This window comes from Pseudomonas sp. R4-34-07 (genome assembly GCF_003852375.1).
Classification (GTDB): domain Bacteria; phylum Pseudomonadota; class Gammaproteobacteria; order Pseudomonadales; family Pseudomonadaceae; genus Aquipseudomonas.
On the sequence record NZ_CP027760.1, the window covers coordinates 951842 to 970091 of the forward strand.

Here is an 18250-nt window from a genome sequence, read left to right on the forward strand (position 1 = left end):
TTTCCGTCAGCAACGCTCGTTCATCAACGTCTGGATGTGCGCGTGAACCTGGATGGGCGCGTCAGCTCGAAGGATGTGCCCGGACATCTCGGGCATCGGCTGCCTGGTGTAATAGTCGGCGCAAACGAAACCGTCGACCCAACCATCGGCATACACCTGATAGTCGGATCTGGCGTCTCCGACTATCAGGGCTCGACCCGTCAGCCGGCCTTCCTTGCGCCATCGCTGCACGATGCTACTTTTCCCTCTGCCGGGGTTTATCAACGGTGATGGCCTGGGGCACATTGCGCGCGAACCGGCCCAGAAAAGACGGTTGGCGATGACATTATGGGCTTGGATGTTCAGTGATCGAGCAATTGGGGTAATGCACTCCGTGTACCCTCCGGAGAGGATGTACACGTGCGTGCCCTCGCGTTGCAGGTTGTGCACTGTCTGCTCCAGGGACGGGTCGAGGTTGCCAATGATGGTATCGACATAGCGTTGAATATGATGCCTGCGGATATACGGGATCATTTTCATCACGCACAGCATTTCCCAGAAGCTGGCCTTGCCCGTCAACGCCTTGGGCGTGATCAGTTGCAGTTGCTCCAGCATTGGCTGGGCGTTCGGGCTTTCGCCAATGGCCGACTTGACGATCTCCAGGGTGCTTTCGTGGTTCACCAGGGTTTGGTCGAAGTCGAAAATGACATGGGTGTCGCGGTTCGTTGTCATGGGTGTGCCTGCGCATCTGTGCGACGGTAGTGGTGTTTGTCTTCTCGGGTCCACTGGGTTGCTGCGATGCCCAGGTGCTCGGCGATACGTGCTTGTATCAAGTCCGAAAATGCCTGGCCGCTTTGGTGTTCATTGCGCTCCAGCGGTTCCAGGTAGGTCATTTCGACGGTCATCCAAGGCATAGCCAGCAGGCGCAGGAAGCACGCCAGGCCTGACGCATGAAGCGGGCTCGCCACCAGGCCAAAGGGCAGGATCAAGCGTCCCGCAAGTGGCACCACAGGCAACCCGCGGCTTAGCAGCCCGGGGCGGAAGCGATACAAGCCACGGCCATTGTTGATGGTTGCTTCGGGATTGGTGTAAAGGGCGGTGCCTTGGGGGGCGTCTCGCAAACTACGCAGGTTACGTGAAAACGTCTTTTTATCCGCGCCGTTCCAGACGCGGCCACCCGCGCACTTGATCAAAAGGAATGCAGTGACGCTGATAACCCTGTTGTAGCCGCTCGAGGCCACAAGTGTTGCGCCAGGCATCGCCAGTATGGCGAACGGATCAATAACGCTTACGTGATTGGCGGCCACCACACAACCGTCGGTCAGTGTTGCGATTTGTCGCGGTGAAAGTGCGCACCTGACCCTCAGGCCCATTATCCAGAGAATACCTCGGTATATGACGCGCTTGACGGCAAGTGGAAATGGCCAGGCTAACAGGCTTAGTACAACTATCAAGAACATGCGAAGGACGGCCAGCATGTAGCCGAAGAGCATATACAGTTGCCTGGGGAAACTAGGATAAGCCCAGGTTTCTCGACTACAGAGGTCCGCTACGGATTGCAAAGGGCAAGCGGGAGCCGGTTGTGTTTTCAAGGGCGCGAATACTCAATGGTGATTTTCGTTAAGCGGACTGGGTGTGTTCAGGCTTTTTCATGCGGCGCGAGAACCGTGTGATTCGCTCGAGATTTGCCAGGCTTATTTCCTTGAACCGCTCACGTGTAAGATCAATTTTTATGTGAGGACCATAGGCGGTATCTATGACTTCTCCCGCCACTGCGGGCATATGCAAAAATGCTTTGTTCATTTCCAGCGCACGGTGATGGTGGATATTGGTAAGCGTGTAGACCTGCTCAAATCCCAGGCGCTGGAAACCGTATTCGAGCGCCAGATGAATCGCAATAAAGGGGTAGGGCGTGCCCCAGTATTTCCTGAGGAAACGGTTGCCAAAGTTGATGCCATATTCTTTTTTTGCGAATCCTGCATAACCGATAAATGATCCTTCCACGCCCAGGCTTACAGCCCAGCGTGACCAGTCCTGATCGATAAGTTCTTTTGTGAATACCGAAATTTCATTGGCGGCGGCGTCTCTGCCCCGTGTAGTACCGGCCGAAATGAACTTCATTGCCTCCGGATCAGCGAGCAGGCCGGCATAGCCTTCAATGTCCTGATCGTCCCAGCTCCTGATATGCAAATTGTGCAATTGACTGAAGGATCTACGCATAGTCACCCCTTGTGTTTCGAACACATGATGGTTCGCTACCGGATAATTAAAATGTTACAGGGAGGATTTTCAGGGGAGATGTCGATAATGCAGAGGCGCGGATTCTTATCAGTGTGTAGGGGTTTGTGTAGCGTTTTGTGGGACGGGCTGAGCTTAGCCAAGAACTCTGAGTTACATCCTACAAATGGATGCAGTTCTCCGATCCTGGATTTTATTTGCAGGCCTATTGTTAAATGAAATGTCAGCCGCGCACCCAGTGCTTTATTATTACGACTCCCTGATAACAGGACTCAAGGCTAATACAGCATGCTCGCCATTTTTCTTACGACGCTCACCATCACCGCGCCGGTGTTCGCCATGCTGTTCCTCGGTGTGCTGCTCAAGCGCATCCGCTGGATCAACGACAACTTTATCCATACCGCCTCGTCCCTGGTGTTCAACGTCACCATGCCGGCGCTGTTGTTTCTCGGCATCCTGCATGCCGACCTGCATTCAGCGCTCAAGCCGGGTTTGCTGATCTACTTTGCCGTGGCCACGCTGGTGAGCTTTGCCATGGCGTGGGGCTGGGCGATTCTGCGCTGCAAGCGCGAAGACCGGGGCATCTACACCCAGGGCGCGTTTCGTGGGAATAACGGGGTGATCGGCCTGGCGCTGGCTGCCAGCATGTACGGCGACTACGGTATCTCCCTCGGGGCGATCCTCGCGGCACTGGTGATCCTGTTCTACAACACCCTGTCGACCATTGTGCTGGCGGTGTACAGCCCGGTGATCAAGTCCGACCCATGGAGCATCTTCAAGAGTGTGGTGGCCAACCCGCTGATCATCAGTGTGTTCGTCGCGGCGCCGTTCGCCTATTTCGAGATCGGCCTGCCCGGCTGGCTGGAAAAATCCTTGCAGTACCTGGCCGACACCACCTTGCCGTTGGCGTTGATCTGCATTGGCGGCACCTTGTCCCTGGCGGCGCTGCGCAAGAGCGGCAAGATGGCATTGAGCGCGAGCCTGATGAAGATGGTCTGGCTGCCGGTGATCGCCACAGGGGGCGCGTGGCTGCTCGGCTTTCGTGGGCCGGAGCTGGGGATTTTGTTCCTGTACTTTGGCGCGCCCACGGCGGCCGCGAGCTTCGTGATGGCCAGGGCCGCCGAAGGCAATCATGAACTGGCGGCGGCGATTATCGTGATCACCACGCTGATGGCGGCGGTGACCACCAATATCGGGATCTTCGTCTTGCAGGCCGGTGGCTGGATCTAAGCTCTTTTCTGAGCGGTTATTGCGATTCCCTCTTGTGTTGGCGGTGCCAGGCGCGCAACGACGTGAACAACAGCCCCACCCCTAACGCCGGCAAGACGTAAAACAGCATCAAGTGTTCAAGCTTGGTGGCCAAGGGCATGCCGGTGGTAAACGCCATGACATGCAGGCCATACGCCAGGTACAGCCCCAGCAACACCAGGCCTTCTGCCCGCGTGACGCGGTAGCCGGTATAGAACACCGGCAGGCACAGGACGATGGCGCCGAGCATGACCGGCAGGTCGAAGTCCAGCGCGTTGGGCGAGACCGACAGCGGCGCAGGCGCCACCAGGGCGGTGAAGCCCAGCACGCCCAGCAGGTTGAACAGGTTGCTGCCGATCACATTGCCCACGGCAATCTCGCGCTCGCCACGCAGGGCGGCAATCAACGAGGTGGCGAGGCAGGGCAATGAGGTGCCAACGCCGATCAGCGTCAGGCCGATGACGCGCTCCGACAAGCCCAAATCGCCCGCCACCTCCACGGCCGCACCCAGCAGCAAATGCCCGGCCAGCACCAGCACCAACAACCCGCCGAGCATCAACAGCACGCTGCTCAGCCAGGGTGCCTTGGTCATGCTGGCCAGCGTGCGTGGGCGACGCGAGTGGCGCGTCTGGTAGTGCAGCACGCCGAGGTAGGCCAACAGCGCAACCAGCAGCACCAGGCCGTCGAACGGCGTCAGCGCCTCGTTGGCAGCCAGGACGAACACCAGCAGGCCGGCGACAATCATCACCGGAATATCCAGGCGCACCAAATGGCGCGACACCCGTAACGGAATGATCAGCGCGGACAGGCCCAGGGTGACGAGGATATTGAAGATGCTGCTGCCGATCACGCTGCCCACGGCAATATCGGTGTTGCCGGCCAGGGTGGCCTGCAGGCTGATGGCCATCTGTGGCGCGCTGCTGCCGAAGGCCACGATGCTCAGGCCGATGATCAACGGCCGCACCTTGAGGCTGGCGGCCAGGCGCACTGCGGCCCGCACCAGGATTTCGGCGCCGACGATCAACAGCAGCAAGCCGCTGACCAGTTCGAGCAGGCTCCAGGGTGAGAGGGCGTTCAATCCAAAAATGCTCAAGGCTGCCTCGATCAGTTGTTCAGGGCTTGCAGGCGAACCCGCGCGGTGCCGCTGCCGAGCATACGCAGTTGCTCGGCGGCCTTGCGTGAAAGGTCGATCAGGCGTCCACGGGTATGGGGGCCGCGATCATTGATACGCACCACCACAGAGCGGTTGTTGTCGAGATTGGTGACCTTGACCTGGGTACCGAAGGGCAAGCGCCGGTGGGCGGCGGTCAGGCCGTTCTGGTTGAACGCTTCACCGCTGGCGGTGCGTTTGCCATGGTGCTTGGCGCCGTAATAGGAGGCGGTGCCGGTTTCGTCGTAGCCGTTGGGGTCGATGAGGCCGTTGGCGCAACCGGTCAGCAGGGAAAAGACAGCCAGGAGGCCGAGTAGACGCTTCATTCCAGGTATTCCCGTATCAAATGTGGGAGGGGGCTCGCTCCCGATAGCGGTGGGCCAGTCACTGGTGTGTTGACCGAATCACCGCTATCGGGAGCAAGCCCCCTCCCACAGGAGGTCCGAGTCGAGCATGAACACTCACTCGGCTCCTTCACCGCTATCAGCCCTCAAGCTTGCTTTTGAGCAATTCGTTGACTTGTTGCGGGTTGGCTTTGCCTTTGGACGCTTTCATCGCCTGGCCGACAAAGAAGCCGAACATCTTGCCGCGCTTGGCTTCGTCGGCTGCGCGGTATTGTTCGACCTGCTCGGCGTTCGCCGTGAGCATTTCATCGAGTACGGCCGAAATAGCGCCGCTGTCGGTGACTTGCTTGAGGCCACGCTTCTCGATGATGTCATCGGCACTGCCTTCACCGGCGGCCATCGCTTCGAACACGGTCTTGGCGATTTTGCCGGAGATGGTGTTGTCCTTGATGCGCAGCAGCATGCCGCCCAGTTGTTCGGCGCTCACCGGTGCTTCGTCGATTTCCAGGCCCTGTTTGTTCAACAGGCTGCCCAGTTCGACCATCACCCAGTTGGCCGCCAGCTTGGCGTCGCCGGCAATGCTCACGACCTTTTCGAAGTAGTTGGCTTGCTCACGGCTGGACGCCAAGACGCTGGCATCGTAGACCGACAGGCCGAACTGCGCCTGGAAACGTTCGCGTTTTTGCTGTGGCAATTCCGGCAGGGTGGCGCGGATATCGTTGAGGAACGAGTCCTCCAGCACCACCGGCAGCAGGTCCGGATCGGGGAAGTAACGGTAGTCGTTGGCTTCCTCCTTGCTGCGCATGGCGCGGGTTTCGTCTTTGTTCGGGTCGTACAGGCGCGTTTGCTGGATCACCTTGCCGCCGTCCTCGATCAGTTCGATCTGGCGACGCACTTCGCTGTTGATCGCCTTCTCGATGAAGCGGAACGAGTTGACGTTCTTGATCTCGCAGCGGGTGCCGAACTCGACCTGGCCCTTGGGGCGGATCGACACGTTGCAGTCGCAACGCAGCGAGCCTTCGGCCATGTTGCCGTCGCAGATGCCCAGGTAGCGCACCAGCGCGTGGATTGTCTTGACGTAGGCCACGGCTTCCTTGGCGCTGCGCATGTCCGGCTCGGAGACGATCTCCAGCAACGGCGTGCCGGCACGGTTCAGGTCGATACCGGTGGCGCCGGGGAATTCTTCGTGCAGGCTCTTGCCGGCGTCTTCTTCAAGATGCGCACGGGTCACGCCGACACGCTTGATGGTGCCGTCTTCCAGCGGGATGTCCAGGTAGCCCTTGCCGACGATCGGCAGTTCCATCTGGCTGATCTGGTAGCCCTTGGGCAGGTCCGGGTAGAAGTAGTTCTTGCGCGCAAACACGTTGTGCTGGCCGATCTGGGCGTCAATCGCCAGGCCGAACATCACCGCCATGCGCACCGCTTCCTGGTTCAGCACCGGCAGCACGCCGGGCATACCCAGGTCGACCAGGCTGGCCTGGGTGTTGGGTTCTGCGCCGAACGTGGTGGCGCTACCGGAGAAAATCTTCGATTGGGTGGCGAGCTGGGTATGAATCTCCAGCCCGATCACAACTTCCCATTGCATAGTGTTCTCCTCAGAAGCCGGTAGGGGTGCGGGTGTGCCAGTCGGTGTTCAACTGGTACTGGTGCGCCACATTGAGCAGGCGGCCTTCCTGGAAATACGGGGCGAGCAATTGCACGCCGACCGGCAGGCCATCGACGAAACCGGCGGGCATGGACAAGCCCGGCAAGCCCGCGAGGTTGGCGGTGATGGTGTAGAGGTCTTCGAGGTACTCGGCGATCGGGTCGCCGGTCTTGGCGCCGATCTTCCAGGCCGGGTTCGGCGTGGTTGGGCCGAGGATCACGTCGACTTCTTCAAAGGCTGCCATGAAGTCGTTCTTGATCAGGCGGCGGATCTTCTGCGCCTTGAGGTAGTACGCGTCGTAGTAGCCAGCCGACAGGGCGTAGGCCCCGACCATGATCCGGCGTTGTACTTCCACGCCGAAGCCTTCGCCACGGGAGCGCTTGTACAGGTCGGTGAGGTCTTTCGGGTTTTCGCAGCGATAGCCGAAGCGCACACCGTCGAAACGCGACAGGTTGGAGGAAGCTTCAGCCGGGGCGATCACGTAGTAGGCGGGAATCGCGTGCTGGTTGTTCGGCAGGCTGATGTCCTTGATCACGGCGCCGAGCTTTTCCAGCTCCTTGATGCTGTTGTGCACCAAGTCGGCGATACGTGGGTCGAGACCGGCGCTGAAGTATTCCTTGGGCACGCCGATGCGCAGGCCCTTGAGCGACGTGTTCAGGCTGGCGCTGTAGTCCGGCACCGGCTCATCGATGCTGGTGGAATCCTGTTTATCGAAGCCGGCCATACCTTGTAACAATATCGCGCAGTCTTCAGCCGTGCGGGCCAGAGGGCCGCCCTGATCGAGACTCGACGCGTAGGCGATCATGCCCCAGCGGGATACGCGACCGTACGTCGGCTTCAAACCGGTGAGGTTGGTGAAGGCTGCCGGTTGGCGGATCGAGCCACCGGTGTCGGTGGCCGTGGCGGCCGGCAGGAAGCGCGCGGCAACGGCGGCGGCCGAGCCACCGGACGAACCGCCGGGTACGTGGTCCAGGTTCCACGGGTTTTTCACCGCGCCGTAGTAACTCGACTCGTTGGCCGAACCCATGGCGAATTCGTCCATGTTGGTCTTGCCCAGGGTCACGGCCCCGGCGGTGGCCAGCTTGGACACCACGGTGGCGTCGTAGGGCGCCTTGAAGTTGTCGAGCATCTTTGAGCCGCAACTGGTGCGAATGCCCTGGGTGCAGAACAGGTCCTTGTGGGCGATCGGAGCGCCCAGCAGCGCGCCGTTCTCACCGTTGGCGCGACGCACGTCGGCGGCCTTGGCCTGGCTCAGGGCCAGTTCTTCGGTGAGGCTGATGAAGCTGTTGACCTTGGGGTCCAGCGCGGCGATGCGCGCCAGCAGGGTCTTGGTCAGCTCTTCGGAAGAAAACGTTTTGTCGGCGAGACCGCGGGCGATCTCGGCCAGAGTCATGTGATGCATGAAAGGCTCTTTCCCTTTAGTCGATGACTTTCGGAACCAGGTACAGGCCGTTTTCGACCGCTGGCGCGATGGACTGGTAGGCCTCGCGGTTATTGCGCTCGGTCACGACGTCTGCGCGCAGGCGCTGACTGGCTTCCAGCGGGTGAGCCAGGGGCTCGATGCCGTCGGTGTCGACGGCCTGCATTTGGTCAACCAGCCCGAGAATGCTGTTCAGGGCTGCGGTGGTCTGTGGAAGATCGGCGTCATTGAGGCCAAGCGAGGCCAGATGCGCGATTTTTTCCACGTCGGAGCGTTCAAGCGCCATGGGATTCTCCAGTGGAAAACAGAACGGAAGGCGTCCGTGTGTTAGATTGTCGGAACACTACCGCATTTCTACGGTCATAAGGCCGCGATTGTGGGGGTTGGTGCACAGAAAGTCGGCCAATTTAGCACATTGGCGCCTTGCCCAAAATCCCTGTCGTTGTTAGAGTTTGCCGCACTTTTTTACCCACGCGTTGCCTAGGGTCCCTTTCCCATGTTCAAGAAACTGCGTGGCATGTTTTCCAGCGATCTTTCCATTGACCTGGGCACTGCCAACACCCTTATTTACGTGCGCGAGCGCGGTATCGTCCTGAATGAGCCATCGGTTGTGGCCATTCGGACCCATGGTAATCAGAAAAGTGTCGTTGCCGTTGGCACCGAGGCCAAGCGGATGCTCGGCCGAACACCAGGCAATATTGCTGCCATTCGTCCGATGAAAGACGGCGTGATCGCCGACTTCAGTGTCTGCGAGAAGATGCTGCAGTACTTCATCAACAAGGTTCACGAAAACAGTTTCCTGCAGCCCAGCCCTCGTGTGCTGATCTGCGTCCCGTGCAAATCCACCCAGGTGGAGCGTCGTGCCATCCGTGAATCGGCCCTGGGTGCCGGTGCCCGCGAGGTGTTCCTGATTGAAGAGCCGATGGCCGCCGCAATCGGCGCCGGCCTGCCGGTTGAAGAAGCCCGCGGTTCGATGGTGGTGGATATCGGTGGGGGTACCACCGAGATCGCCCTGATTTCCCTGAACGGTGTGGTGTATGCCGAATCCGTGCGTGTCGGCGGCGACCGCTTCGACGAAGCGATCATCACCTATGTGCGTCGTAACTACGGCAGCCTGATCGGCGAATCCACCGCCGAGCGCATCAAGCAGGAAATCGGCACCGCTTACCCGGGCGGCGAAGTTCGCGAAGTCGATGTTCGCGGCCGCAACCTGGCCGAAGGCGTGCCACGTGCGTTCACCCTGAACTCCAATGAAGTGCTGGAGGCTCTGCAAGAGTCCCTGGCCACCATCGTTCAGGCGGTGAAGAGCGCCCTGGAGCAGTCGCCGCCGGAGCTGGCTTCCGATATCGCCGAGCGTGGCCTGGTACTGACCGGTGGTGGCGCCTTGCTGCGCGACCTCGACAAGTTGCTGGCCCAGGAAACCGGCCTGCCGGTGATCGTCGCCGAAGACCCGCTGACCTGCGTGGCGCGTGGCGGTGGTCGTGCACTGGAAATGATGGATAAACACACCATGGACCTGCTCTCCAGCGAATAAGCTTGCCTGGATGGTTCATGCTCGGCCGGCAGGCAGCACTTTGCAGTGCTGCCTGCTGGCGTTTATCTTCTTCAATCTGCATCCAGGCCGGTTTGATGCCGTATGAATAAAGAGAACATTTGCCTGGGAGGAGCGGCCTATTAAACCGCTCTTCGCCAAAGGCCCCTCATTGGGCGTGCGCTTGTTGGTGCTGACCGTGCTTTCGGTCGCGCTGATGGTGGTCGACGCCCGTTTTGCGCTGCTCAAGCCTGTGCGTAGCCAGATGTCGCTGGTGTTGATGCAGACTTACTGGATCACCGACCTGCCGCAACGTCTCTACCAGGGCGTGGCCAGCCAATTCGGCAGCCGCACCGAGCTGATTGCCGAAAACGAAAAACTCAAGACCGAAAACCTGCTGTTGCAGGGCCGCATGCAAAAGCTCGCGGCCCTCACCGAGCAGAACGTGCGGCTGCGCGAGTTGCTCAACTCGTCGGCATTGGTCAACGAAAAGGTCGAAGTGGCCGAGTTGATCGGCATGGACCCCAACCCCTTTACCCATCGCATCATCATCAACAAGGGTGAGCGCGACGGCGTGGTCCTTGGCCAGCCGGTGCTCGATGCCCGTGGCCTGATGGGCCAGGTGGTTGAATTGATGCCCTACACCTCGCGCGTCTTGCTGCTGACCGACACCACCCACAGCATTCCGGTGCAGGTCAATCGCAACGGTTTGCGCGCGATTGCCAGCGGCACCGGTAACCCGGAACGCCTGGAGTTGCGGCACGTGGCCGATACCGCTGACATCAAGGAAGGCGACCTGCTGGTCAGCTCCGGCCTGGGTCAGCGCTTCCCGGCGGGCTACCCGGTGGCGACGGTCAAGGAGGTCATCCACGATTCCGGCCAGCCGTTTGCCATTGTGCGTGCCGTACCGACCGCCGCGCTGAACCGCAGCCGCTATTTGCTGCTGGTGTTCAGCGATAACCGCACCCCGGAAGAGCGCGCCAATGACGCCGCGCAGGCCCAGGAAGCGGAAGACAAGCAGAACGGCACCGCGCCGGTGATTCCCGCCACCGTGCCGAAACCGGCGTTCGTGGGGCCACCGGCGCCTGCGGCCGTACCCGCAACCGCAGCGCCTGTTGCCACACCGGCCAAGCCGGCTGCACACAGTGCACGCCCGGCGAAACCGGCGGCGACCACCGCGCCTGCCGCCAGGCCTGCGACAACCGCCCCGGCCACCACTCGGCAGAGGGAGGAATAATGGCCAGTACTCATTCGCGCAATGGCTGGATTGTCTGGCTGACCTTCGCCATCGGCCTATTGCTCAGCGTTTCACCGCTGCCGCAATTCATGGAAATCCTGCGCCCGCTGTGGCTGGCGCTGTTGCTGGCGTTCTGGTCGTTGAACCTGCCGCACAAGGTAGGCATGGTCACGGCGATGTGCCTGGGCTTGGCGGAGGATGTGCTCTATGGCACCTTGCTCGGCCAGAACGCGTTGATCCTCACCCTGATCACCTTTTTGGTGCTGTCGTTGCAGCAGCGCTTGCGCATGTTCCCGATGTGGCAGCAGTGCTTGGTGATCCTGGTGATCTTCGGCCTGGCGCAGTTGGTTCAGCTCTGGCTGAGCGCCCTGACCGGCAATCGCCAGCCTACTCTCGCGCTGGTATTGCCGGCCCTGGTCAGTGCACTGCTGTGGCCTTGGGTCAGCTTCGGCCTGCGCGGGCTACGTCGTCGCTACAAAATCAATTGACGGATTGCGAGGCTCTGCCTGGTTACCGAACCCTACAGGGAGAGTCTGCAATGAATGTGCTTTATCTGGCCTCGGGCTCCCCGCGGCGACGTGAGTTGTTGACCCAGATCGGTGTGCCTTTCACCGTGGTCAGCGCCGCCATCGATGAAACGCCTCTTATTGACGAAACCCCCGTCGCCTATGTCGAGCGCCTGGCTCGAAGCAAGGCAGCGGCGGGTCTGGCTGCGCTCGAGCACAGCGCAGGCATCTGCGTGTTGGGTGCCGATACCGCTGTGATCGTGGATGGCAAGATTCTTGGCAAACCGGTGGATCAAGCCGATGCCTTGGCGATGTTGATGGCGTTGGCAGGGCGTGAGCATGAAGTCCTCACGGCCATCGCCCTTACCGACGGCCAGCGCTGTGAAACCCGCTGTGTAAGCAGTCGCGTGGGGTTTCGTGAGATTTCTGCCCAGGAGGCTACGACCTACTGGCACAGTGGCGAACCCCAGGACAAAGCCGGCGGCTATGCTATCCAGGGGCTGGGCTCGGTGTTCGTGAGCGGACTCAATGGCAGCTATTCCGCCGTGGTCGGCCTGCCGGTGTGCGAAACCGCGCAACTGCTCGGCCAATTCGGCATACCCTGTTGGCAAAACCTTACCGCGCGCTGAACGCCTCTACTTGCGCGCCAAGCCATAAGCGATCGGTCACTATTGTGAAAACGCCTGAACGAGACCCAGCCATGAGTGAAGAGATTCTGATCAATATCACGCCGATGGAATCGCGCGTGGCGGTGGTAGAGAACGGTGTTCTGCAAGAAGTGCATGTGGAGCGCACCCAGAAGCGCGGGATCGTCGGCAACATCTATAAAGGCAAGGTGGTGCGCGTATTGCCGGGCATGCAGGCGGCGTTCGTCGACATCGGCCTGGACCGCGCCGCCTTCATCCATGCTTCGGAAATCTCGCTGCGTGAAGGCCCGGCGGTGGAAAGTATCAGCGCCCTGGTGCACGAAGGGCAGAGCCTGGTGGTGCAGGTCACCAAGGACCCCATCGGTTCCAAGGGCGCCCGGCTGACTACCCAACTGTCGATTCCGTCGCGGTACCTGGTGTATATGCCGCGCACCGCCCATGTCGGTATTTCCCTCAAGATCGAGGATGAGGCCGAACGCGAGCGCCTGAAGAAGGTGGTCAGCGACTGTGTCGCCGCCGAGGGCATCAAGGAAGCCGGTGGTTTTATCCTGCGCACCGCCGCCGAGGGCGCGGGCGCCGATGAAATCCTGATGGATATCCGCTACCTGCGGCGTCTGTGGGACCAAATCGCGGCGCAGATTCAGACCATTGGCGCGCCAAGCGTCATCTATGAAGACCTCGGCCTGGCGTTGCGTACCTTGCGCGATCTGGTCAGCCCGAAAATTGAGAAAATTCGCATCGACTCGCGGGAAACCTTCCAGCGCACCACGCAATTTGTCGCCGAGCTGATGCCGGAAATTGCCGACCGCCTCGAGCACTATCCGGGCGAGCGGCCGATCTTCGACCTGTATGGCGTCGAAGACGAAATCCAGAAAGCCCTGGAGCGCAAGGTCCCGCTCAAGTCCGGTGGCTACCTGGTGGTGGACCCGGCAGAAGCCATGACCACCATCGACGTCAACACGGGCGCGTTCGTGGGGCACCGCAACCTCGAAGAGACCATCTTCAAGACCAACCTCGAAGCTGCCACGGCGATTGCGCGCCAACTGCGCCTGCGTAACCTGGGCGGCATCATCATCATCGACTTCATCGACATGGAAGACGCAGAGCACCAGCGCCAGGTACTGCGCACCCTCGAAAAACAGCTGGAACGCGACCACGCCAAGACCAACATCATCGGCATCACTGAGCTGGGCCTGGTGCAGATGACCCGCAAGCGCACCCGCGAGAGCCTTGAGCAAGTGCTGTGCGAACCCTGCAGCAGTTGCCAGGGCCGGGGTAAATTGAAAACCCCGGAAACGGTCTGCTACGAAATTTTCCGTGAAATCCTACGGGAGGCACGCGCCTATCAGGCCGAAGGTTATAGAGTGCTCGCCAACCAGAAAGTGGTCGACCGCCTGCTCGACGAAGAGTCGGGCAACGTCGCCGAACTGGAGGGGTTTATCGGGCGCACTATTCGTTTTCAGGTCGAAACCATGTATTCCCAGGAACAATACGACGTGGTGCTGCTCTGATCCCCATTCGTTTTTCTTTTCCGAGACCGACAGGCAATGATCTGTCGTCCGACTACCGCTTTGAGGGTCGCCTGACATGGAGCGTCTGATACGCTTTTTTGCCGCTTTGACCCGTTGGGGGCTGGGCCTGTGTGCCTTGCTGCTGGTATTGGCTGCGGTGTACGTGAGCCTGGGGCGTGAATTGACCCCGCTGGTGGCCGAATACCGCGTTGAAGTCCAGGCCAAGGCCCAGGCTGCGCTGCAGATGCCGGTGCATATCGGCAGCCTCGAAGGCCGCTGGAGTGGCTTTGCGCCGATAGTGCTGGCCCACGACGTGATGGTCGGCGAGGGCAGCAGTGCGTTGCGCCTGGACCAGGTCGAGGTGGTGCCCGACCTCTGGGCCAGCCTGACGGCCCGTGAAGTGCGCATCGCCCATCTGCAAGTCAGCGGCGTGCAGTTGAGCGTCAAGGAAGACCAGGACGGTCGCTGGACGCTGCAGGGCTTGCCGTTACAGGACAGCCCGTCACTGGACCCGCAACAACTGCTCACCCGTATGCAAATGGTCAAGCGCGTCTCGGTGCTCGACAGCCAGGTGACCTTGCAACCGTTCGACCGGGCGCCGGTGACCGTGACGTATGTGGGCCTGAGCCTGCACACCGGTATGGCCCGGCAACGCCTGGACGCGCGCCTGACGTTACCCGACGGCCAACCGCTCGCCCTGAGCCTGCGCAGCCGTATACGCGCCAGCCAATGGAAAGACGCTGAGGTCGAGGCCTACCTGAGCCTGCCTCAAAGCGACTGGGCCAAGTGGATTCCGTCCCGACTGACCCAACAATGGAAGCTCACCCAGCTCAAGGCCGGCGGTGAGTTCTGGCTCAACTGGGCCAACGGCACCGTGCAAAGCGCGGTGGTGCGCCTCAATTCGCCGCAGGTAAAGGGCAGCTACGCCGAGCGCCAGCCGGTGCATATCGAAAACCTGGCCCTGACCGCGTATGTGCAACGCAGCGACAGCGGCCTCAAGGTGCTGTTGGATTCGCTGGCGATGAACATCGGCGAAACCCGTTGGGAATCGCGCATGCAACTGCAGCAGAGTCTGGCCACCGATGACGCCCAGGAAGTGTGGAAGCTTCAGGCCGATCGGCTCGACCTGACCCCCATTACGCCATTACTCAATGCCCTGGCGCCGCTGCCGGAAGGGTTCGCTAAGGCTGTCGAGCACCTGAAAGCCACCGGCTTGTTGCGCAATGTGCTGGTGGACTTTCGCCCCCAGGACACCACCGATCAAAAAGTCAGTTTTGCCGCCAACCTCGAGCGTGTCGGTTTTGACGCGTACTTCGGCGCGCCGGCTGCGCGCAACGTGTCCGGCAGCATCAGCGGCGACCTGGGCCATGGCGAGTTGCGCATGGACAGCAAGGACTTCTCCCTGCACCTGTTCCCGATCTTCGCCAAGCCATGGCAATACATCCAGGCCAATGCGCGCCTGACCTGGACGCTGGACAAGCAGGGCTTCACTCTGATCGCGCCGTATATCAAGGTGCTGGGGGAGGAAGGCAAGGTCGCCGCGGATTTCCTGATTCGCCTGCATTTCGACCATAGCCAGGAGGACTACATGGACCTGCGGGTCGGCATGGTCGATGGCGATGGTCGTTTTACCCCCAAATATCTACCGGCAGTGCTGAGCCCGGCGCTGGATGAATGGTTGCGCACGGCGATCCTCAAAGGCGCGGTAGACGAAGGTTTTTTCCAGTACCAGGGCTCCTTGAGCCATAACGCGGTGCCGGCTTCGCGCAATATCAGCCTGTTCTTCAAGGTGCATGATGCCGAGCTGGCCTTCCAGCCGGGTTGGCCCCATGTGAACAAGGTCAATGGTGAGGTGTTCGTCGAGGAAAGCGGCGTGCGTATCCTGGCCAGCAAGGGCCAACTGCTCGATACCCAGGTCAAGGACGTCTACGTCAATATCCCTCACGCGCCGGCCGGCAAGGACAGCCACCTGCTGCTCACCGGCGGATTTTCCGGTGGTTTGGGCGACGGTTTGAAAATCCTCCAGGAAGCCCCCATCGGCACCGCATCCACCTTTGCGGGCTGGAAGGGCGAGGGCAACCTGCAAGGCAGTCTGGACCTGGACGTGCCTCTGGCCAAAGGCACCGAGCCTAAGATCGTGGTCGACTTCAAGACCGATAAAGCGCGCCTGCAACTGGCGGAACCTACCCTGGACCTGACCCAGCTCAAGGGTGACTTCCGTTTCGACAGCGCCAAGGGCCTGAGCGGCCAGAATATTTCGGCCCAGGCGTTCGACCGTCCGATCACCGCGCAGATTTTTGCCGAGGGCACACCCGGCAATATCAACACCCGCGTTATCGCCAAGGGGCAGGTGACGGTCAAGCGGCTCACCGACTGGTTGAAAATCAGCCAGCCGCTGCCGGTGTCCGGCGATATTCCGTACCAGTTGCAAGTGATCCTGGATGGCGCGGACAGTCAGTTGATGGTCAACTCCAATCTCAAGGGCGTCGCGGTGGACCTGCCGGCGCCGTTTGGCATGCCGGCGAGCCAGGGCCGTGACAGCACGTTCCGCATGACCTTGCAGGGTGCTGAGCGGCGTTACTGGTTTGATTACGGTGAGCTGGCGAACTTCACGTTTGCGGCGCCGCCGGACAACTTCAATGAGGGCCGCGGCGAATTGTTCCTTGGCGATGGCGACGCAGTGTTGCCCGGCGCGAAGGGCTTGCGCATTCGCGGGGTGCTCTCCGAACTTGACATCGACCCGTGGAAACAACTCGCCAACCGCTACGCCGGTAACGATCCGGGCGGCAATGCCAAGCAGCTGCTCAGTGGCGCTGATTTCAAGGTAGGCAAGCTGACCGGTTTCGGTACTCAGTTCGACCAGGTCAAACTGCAGCTGGATCGCAAGCCCGTGGCCTGGGGCCTGCAGTTCGACAGCCAGCAAGCCAAGGGCACGGTCAACCTGCCGGACGCCAAGGGCGCACCTATCGCAATCAATCTGCAGTACGTGAAGCTGCCTGCGGTCGACCCCACCGTACAGGCAGACGAGAATGCGCCGGACCCGTTGGCCGATATCGATCCCAAGGATATTCCGGCATTGGATATCGCCATCGATCAACTCTTCCAGGGCCCGGACCTGGTGGGCGCGTGGTCGCTGAAAGTCCGGCCGACCGCCAAGGGCCTGGCCTTCAACAGCCTGGACCTGGGCCTCAAGGGCATGCAACTCAACGGCGCCGGTGGTTGGGAAGGCGCGCCAGGGGCCAGCAGCAGTTGGTACAAGGGGCGATTGGACGGCAAGAACATTGCCGACGTGCTCAAAGGCTGGGGCTTTGCGCCTACGGTAACCAGCGAGGACTTCCACCTGGACGTGGATGGCCGCTGGCCCGGTTCGCCCGCCTGGGTCGGGCCCAAACGGTTCTCCGGTAGCCTGGATGCAGCATTCCGTAAAGGCCAGTTCGTGGAAGTGGAAGGTGGCGCCCAGGCATTGCGGGTATTCGGCCTGCTTAACTTCAATTCCATCGGCCGCCGTTTGCGCCTGGACTTTTCCGACTTGCTCGGCAAAGGCCTGAGCTATGACCGGGTCAAGGGCTTGCTCGCAGCCAGTAACGGCGTGTTCGTGACCCGTGAGCCCATCACCATGACCGGGCCGTCCACCAACCTTGAGCTGAACGGCACCCTGGATCTGGTGGCGGATCGCGTCGATGCCAAGTTGCTGGTGACGCTGCCGGTCACCAACAACCTGCCTATCGCGGCGTTGATTGTCGGCGCGCCGGCCATTGGCGGCGCATTGTTTCTGATCGACAAGCTGATCGGTGATCGGGTGTCGCGCTTCGCCAGCGTGCAGTACACCGTGCAAGGCCCGTGGAAAGACCCGAAAATTACCTTCGACAAGCCATTTGAAAAGCCAAACTGAGAGGCTGTGGAGTAGCATGGCCCCATGCCCTTTACGGAGTGTCGGCCCATGCCCTTTGCGGTAATTCAAATGGTCAGCCAGAGTGATGTGCTGGCGAACCTGGCCCAGGCACGCCGCCTGCTGGAACGCGCGGCGGCGGATGGCGCCAGGCTTGCGGTACTGCCGGAAAATTTCGCCGCCATGGGCCGCCGTGACATGGCTGACATCGGTCGGGCCGAGGCCCTGGGTGAAGGCCCGATCCTGCCATGGTTGAAACAGGCCGCCCGCGACCTCACCTTATGGATAGTGGCCGGCACACTACCGTTGCCACCCAAGGACCAACCGAACGCCAAGCCTAACGCCTGTTCGCTGTTGATCGATGACCGCGGTGAAATCGTCGCTCGCTACGACAAGCTGCATTTGTTCGATGTGGATGTGGCGGATGCCCGGGGTCGTTATCGCGAATCCGACGACTATGCTTTCGGAAGCAACGTGGTGGTGGCGGATACGCCGGTGGGGCGCTTGGGGCTGACGGTGTGCTATGACCTGCGCTTCCCCGAGCTGTACAGTGAGCTGCGCGCGGCGGGGGCTGAGTTGATCAGCGCGCCCTCGGCGTTTACGGCGGTGACCGGGGCGGCGCATTGGGATGTGCTGATTCGTGCACGGGCCATCGAAACCCAGTGTTACCTGCTGGCGGCTGCCCAGGGCGGTGTGCACCCGGGGCCACGGGAAACCCACGGGCACGCGGCAATTATCGACCCCTGGGGGCGGGTGTTGGCCCAACAGGATCAAGGCGAAGCGGTGTTGGTGGCCGAACGCGACAGCAAAGAACAGGCGTCGATACGGGCGCGCATGCCGGTGGTCAATCACCGGCGCTTTTTCTCGCAGGGCGCACAGCGACCTGCTTCAGAACGATGAATTTA

The 18250-nt window shown here is 60.9% G+C and carries 16 protein-coding genes; 8 read left to right on the forward strand and 8 right to left on the reverse strand.

Annotation, left to right across the window (positions count from 1 at the left end; translation table 11 throughout):
- Positions 1-6: 6 nt before the first annotated feature.
- From C4J85_RS04165 to C4J85_RS04175, 3 genes are all read right to left on the reverse strand, one after another.
- A complete protein-coding gene (locus C4J85_RS04165) occupies positions 7-711 on the reverse strand; it encodes an HAD-IB family phosphatase (protein WP_124409045.1) in 705 nt (234 codons plus the stop codon).
- Positions 708-1472, reverse strand: a complete 765-nt coding sequence (locus C4J85_RS04170) for a hypothetical protein (RefSeq protein WP_124409046.1) — start codon at positions 1470-1472, stop codon at positions 708-710. The genes C4J85_RS04165 and C4J85_RS04170 overlap by 4 nt, the downstream gene beginning before the upstream one ends.
- Before the next feature lie 127 nt (positions 1473-1599).
- Entirely contained in the window at positions 1600-2199 is a 600-nt protein-coding gene (locus tag C4J85_RS04175; protein WP_124409047.1) for a GNAT family N-acetyltransferase, read from the reverse strand.
- Between the two features lie 306 nt (positions 2200-2505).
- Here C4J85_RS04175 and C4J85_RS04180 point away from each other — a divergent pair, with 306 nt between their 5' ends.
- On the forward strand, positions 2506-3447 hold the full coding sequence (locus tag C4J85_RS04180) for an AEC family transporter (RefSeq protein ID WP_124409048.1): 942 nt from the start codon (positions 2506-2508) through the stop codon (positions 3445-3447).
- A gap of 16 nt (positions 3448-3463) precedes the next feature.
- Here the strand turns inward: C4J85_RS04180 and C4J85_RS04185 are convergent, their stop codons facing one another.
- The 5 genes from C4J85_RS04185 to gatC all read right to left on the reverse strand — a co-directional run bounded on the left by C4J85_RS04185 (position 3464) and on the right by gatC (position 8310).
- Entirely contained in the window at positions 3464-4519 is a 1056-nt protein-coding gene (locus tag C4J85_RS04185) for a calcium/sodium antiporter (RefSeq protein ID WP_164487681.1), read from the reverse strand.
- Between the two features lie 50 nt (positions 4520-4569).
- Positions 4570-4941 carry a septal ring lytic transglycosylase RlpA family protein gene (locus tag C4J85_RS04190; RefSeq protein WP_124361295.1) on the reverse strand — a complete coding sequence of 124 codons (372 nt, stop codon included), beginning with the start codon at positions 4939-4941 and terminating at the stop codon, positions 4570-4572.
- 157 nt (positions 4942-5098) lie between these two features.
- The gene (gene gatB / locus C4J85_RS04195; protein ID WP_124409049.1) at positions 5099-6544 is read right to left on the reverse strand and encodes an Asp-tRNA(Asn)/Glu-tRNA(Gln) amidotransferase subunit GatB; all 1446 of its coding nucleotides are present in this window, start codon (positions 6542-6544) and stop codon (positions 5099-5101) included.
- Positions 6545-6554: 10 nt separating this feature from the next.
- Complete coding sequence (gene gatA, locus C4J85_RS04200; protein WP_124406283.1) at positions 6555-8006, reverse strand: Asp-tRNA(Asn)/Glu-tRNA(Gln) amidotransferase subunit GatA; 1452 nt, start codon at positions 8004-8006, stop codon at positions 6555-6557.
- A gap of 16 nt (positions 8007-8022) precedes the next feature.
- Positions 8023-8310 (reverse strand): Asp-tRNA(Asn)/Glu-tRNA(Gln) amidotransferase subunit GatC, encoded by a 288-nt coding sequence (gene gatC, locus C4J85_RS04205; RefSeq protein ID WP_005784804.1) that lies wholly within the window; start codon positions 8308-8310, stop codon positions 8023-8025.
- Positions 8311-8520: 210 nt separating this feature from the next.
- Between gatC and mreB the strand changes: the two genes are divergently transcribed.
- From mreB to C4J85_RS04240, 7 genes are all read left to right on the forward strand, one after another.
- Positions 8521-9558 carry a rod shape-determining protein MreB gene (mreB, locus tag C4J85_RS04210; RefSeq protein ID WP_002555108.1) on the forward strand — a complete coding sequence of 346 codons (1038 nt, stop codon included), beginning with the start codon at positions 8521-8523 and terminating at the stop codon, positions 9556-9558.
- Between the two features lie 139 nt (positions 9559-9697).
- Positions 9698-10792 carry a rod shape-determining protein MreC gene (gene mreC / locus C4J85_RS04215; RefSeq protein ID WP_124409050.1) on the forward strand — a complete coding sequence of 365 codons (1095 nt, stop codon included), beginning with the start codon at positions 9698-9700 and terminating at the stop codon, positions 10790-10792.
- Positions 10792-11280, forward strand: a complete 489-nt coding sequence (gene mreD / locus C4J85_RS04220; protein ID WP_124361299.1) for a rod shape-determining protein MreD — start codon at positions 10792-10794, stop codon at positions 11278-11280. The genes mreC and mreD overlap by 1 nt, the downstream gene beginning before the upstream one ends.
- A 50-nt stretch (positions 11281-11330) precedes the next feature.
- On the forward strand, positions 11331-11927 hold the full coding sequence (locus tag C4J85_RS04225; RefSeq protein ID WP_124409051.1) for a nucleoside triphosphate pyrophosphatase: 597 nt from the start codon (positions 11331-11333) through the stop codon (positions 11925-11927).
- Positions 11928-11998: 71 nt separating this feature from the next.
- A complete protein-coding gene (rng, locus tag C4J85_RS04230; protein ID WP_124361301.1) occupies positions 11999-13456 on the forward strand; it encodes a ribonuclease G in 1458 nt (485 codons plus the stop codon).
- A 76-nt stretch (positions 13457-13532) separates the two neighbouring features.
- Positions 13533-17348, forward strand: coding sequence for a YhdP family protein (locus C4J85_RS04235; protein ID WP_124409052.1), 3816 nt, complete (start codon positions 13533-13535; stop codon positions 17346-17348).
- Positions 17349-17396: 48 nt separating this feature from the next.
- Positions 17397-18245, forward strand: a complete 849-nt coding sequence (locus C4J85_RS04240) for a carbon-nitrogen hydrolase family protein (protein WP_124409053.1) — start codon at positions 17397-17399, stop codon at positions 18243-18245.
- Positions 18246-18250 lie beyond the last annotated feature (5 nt).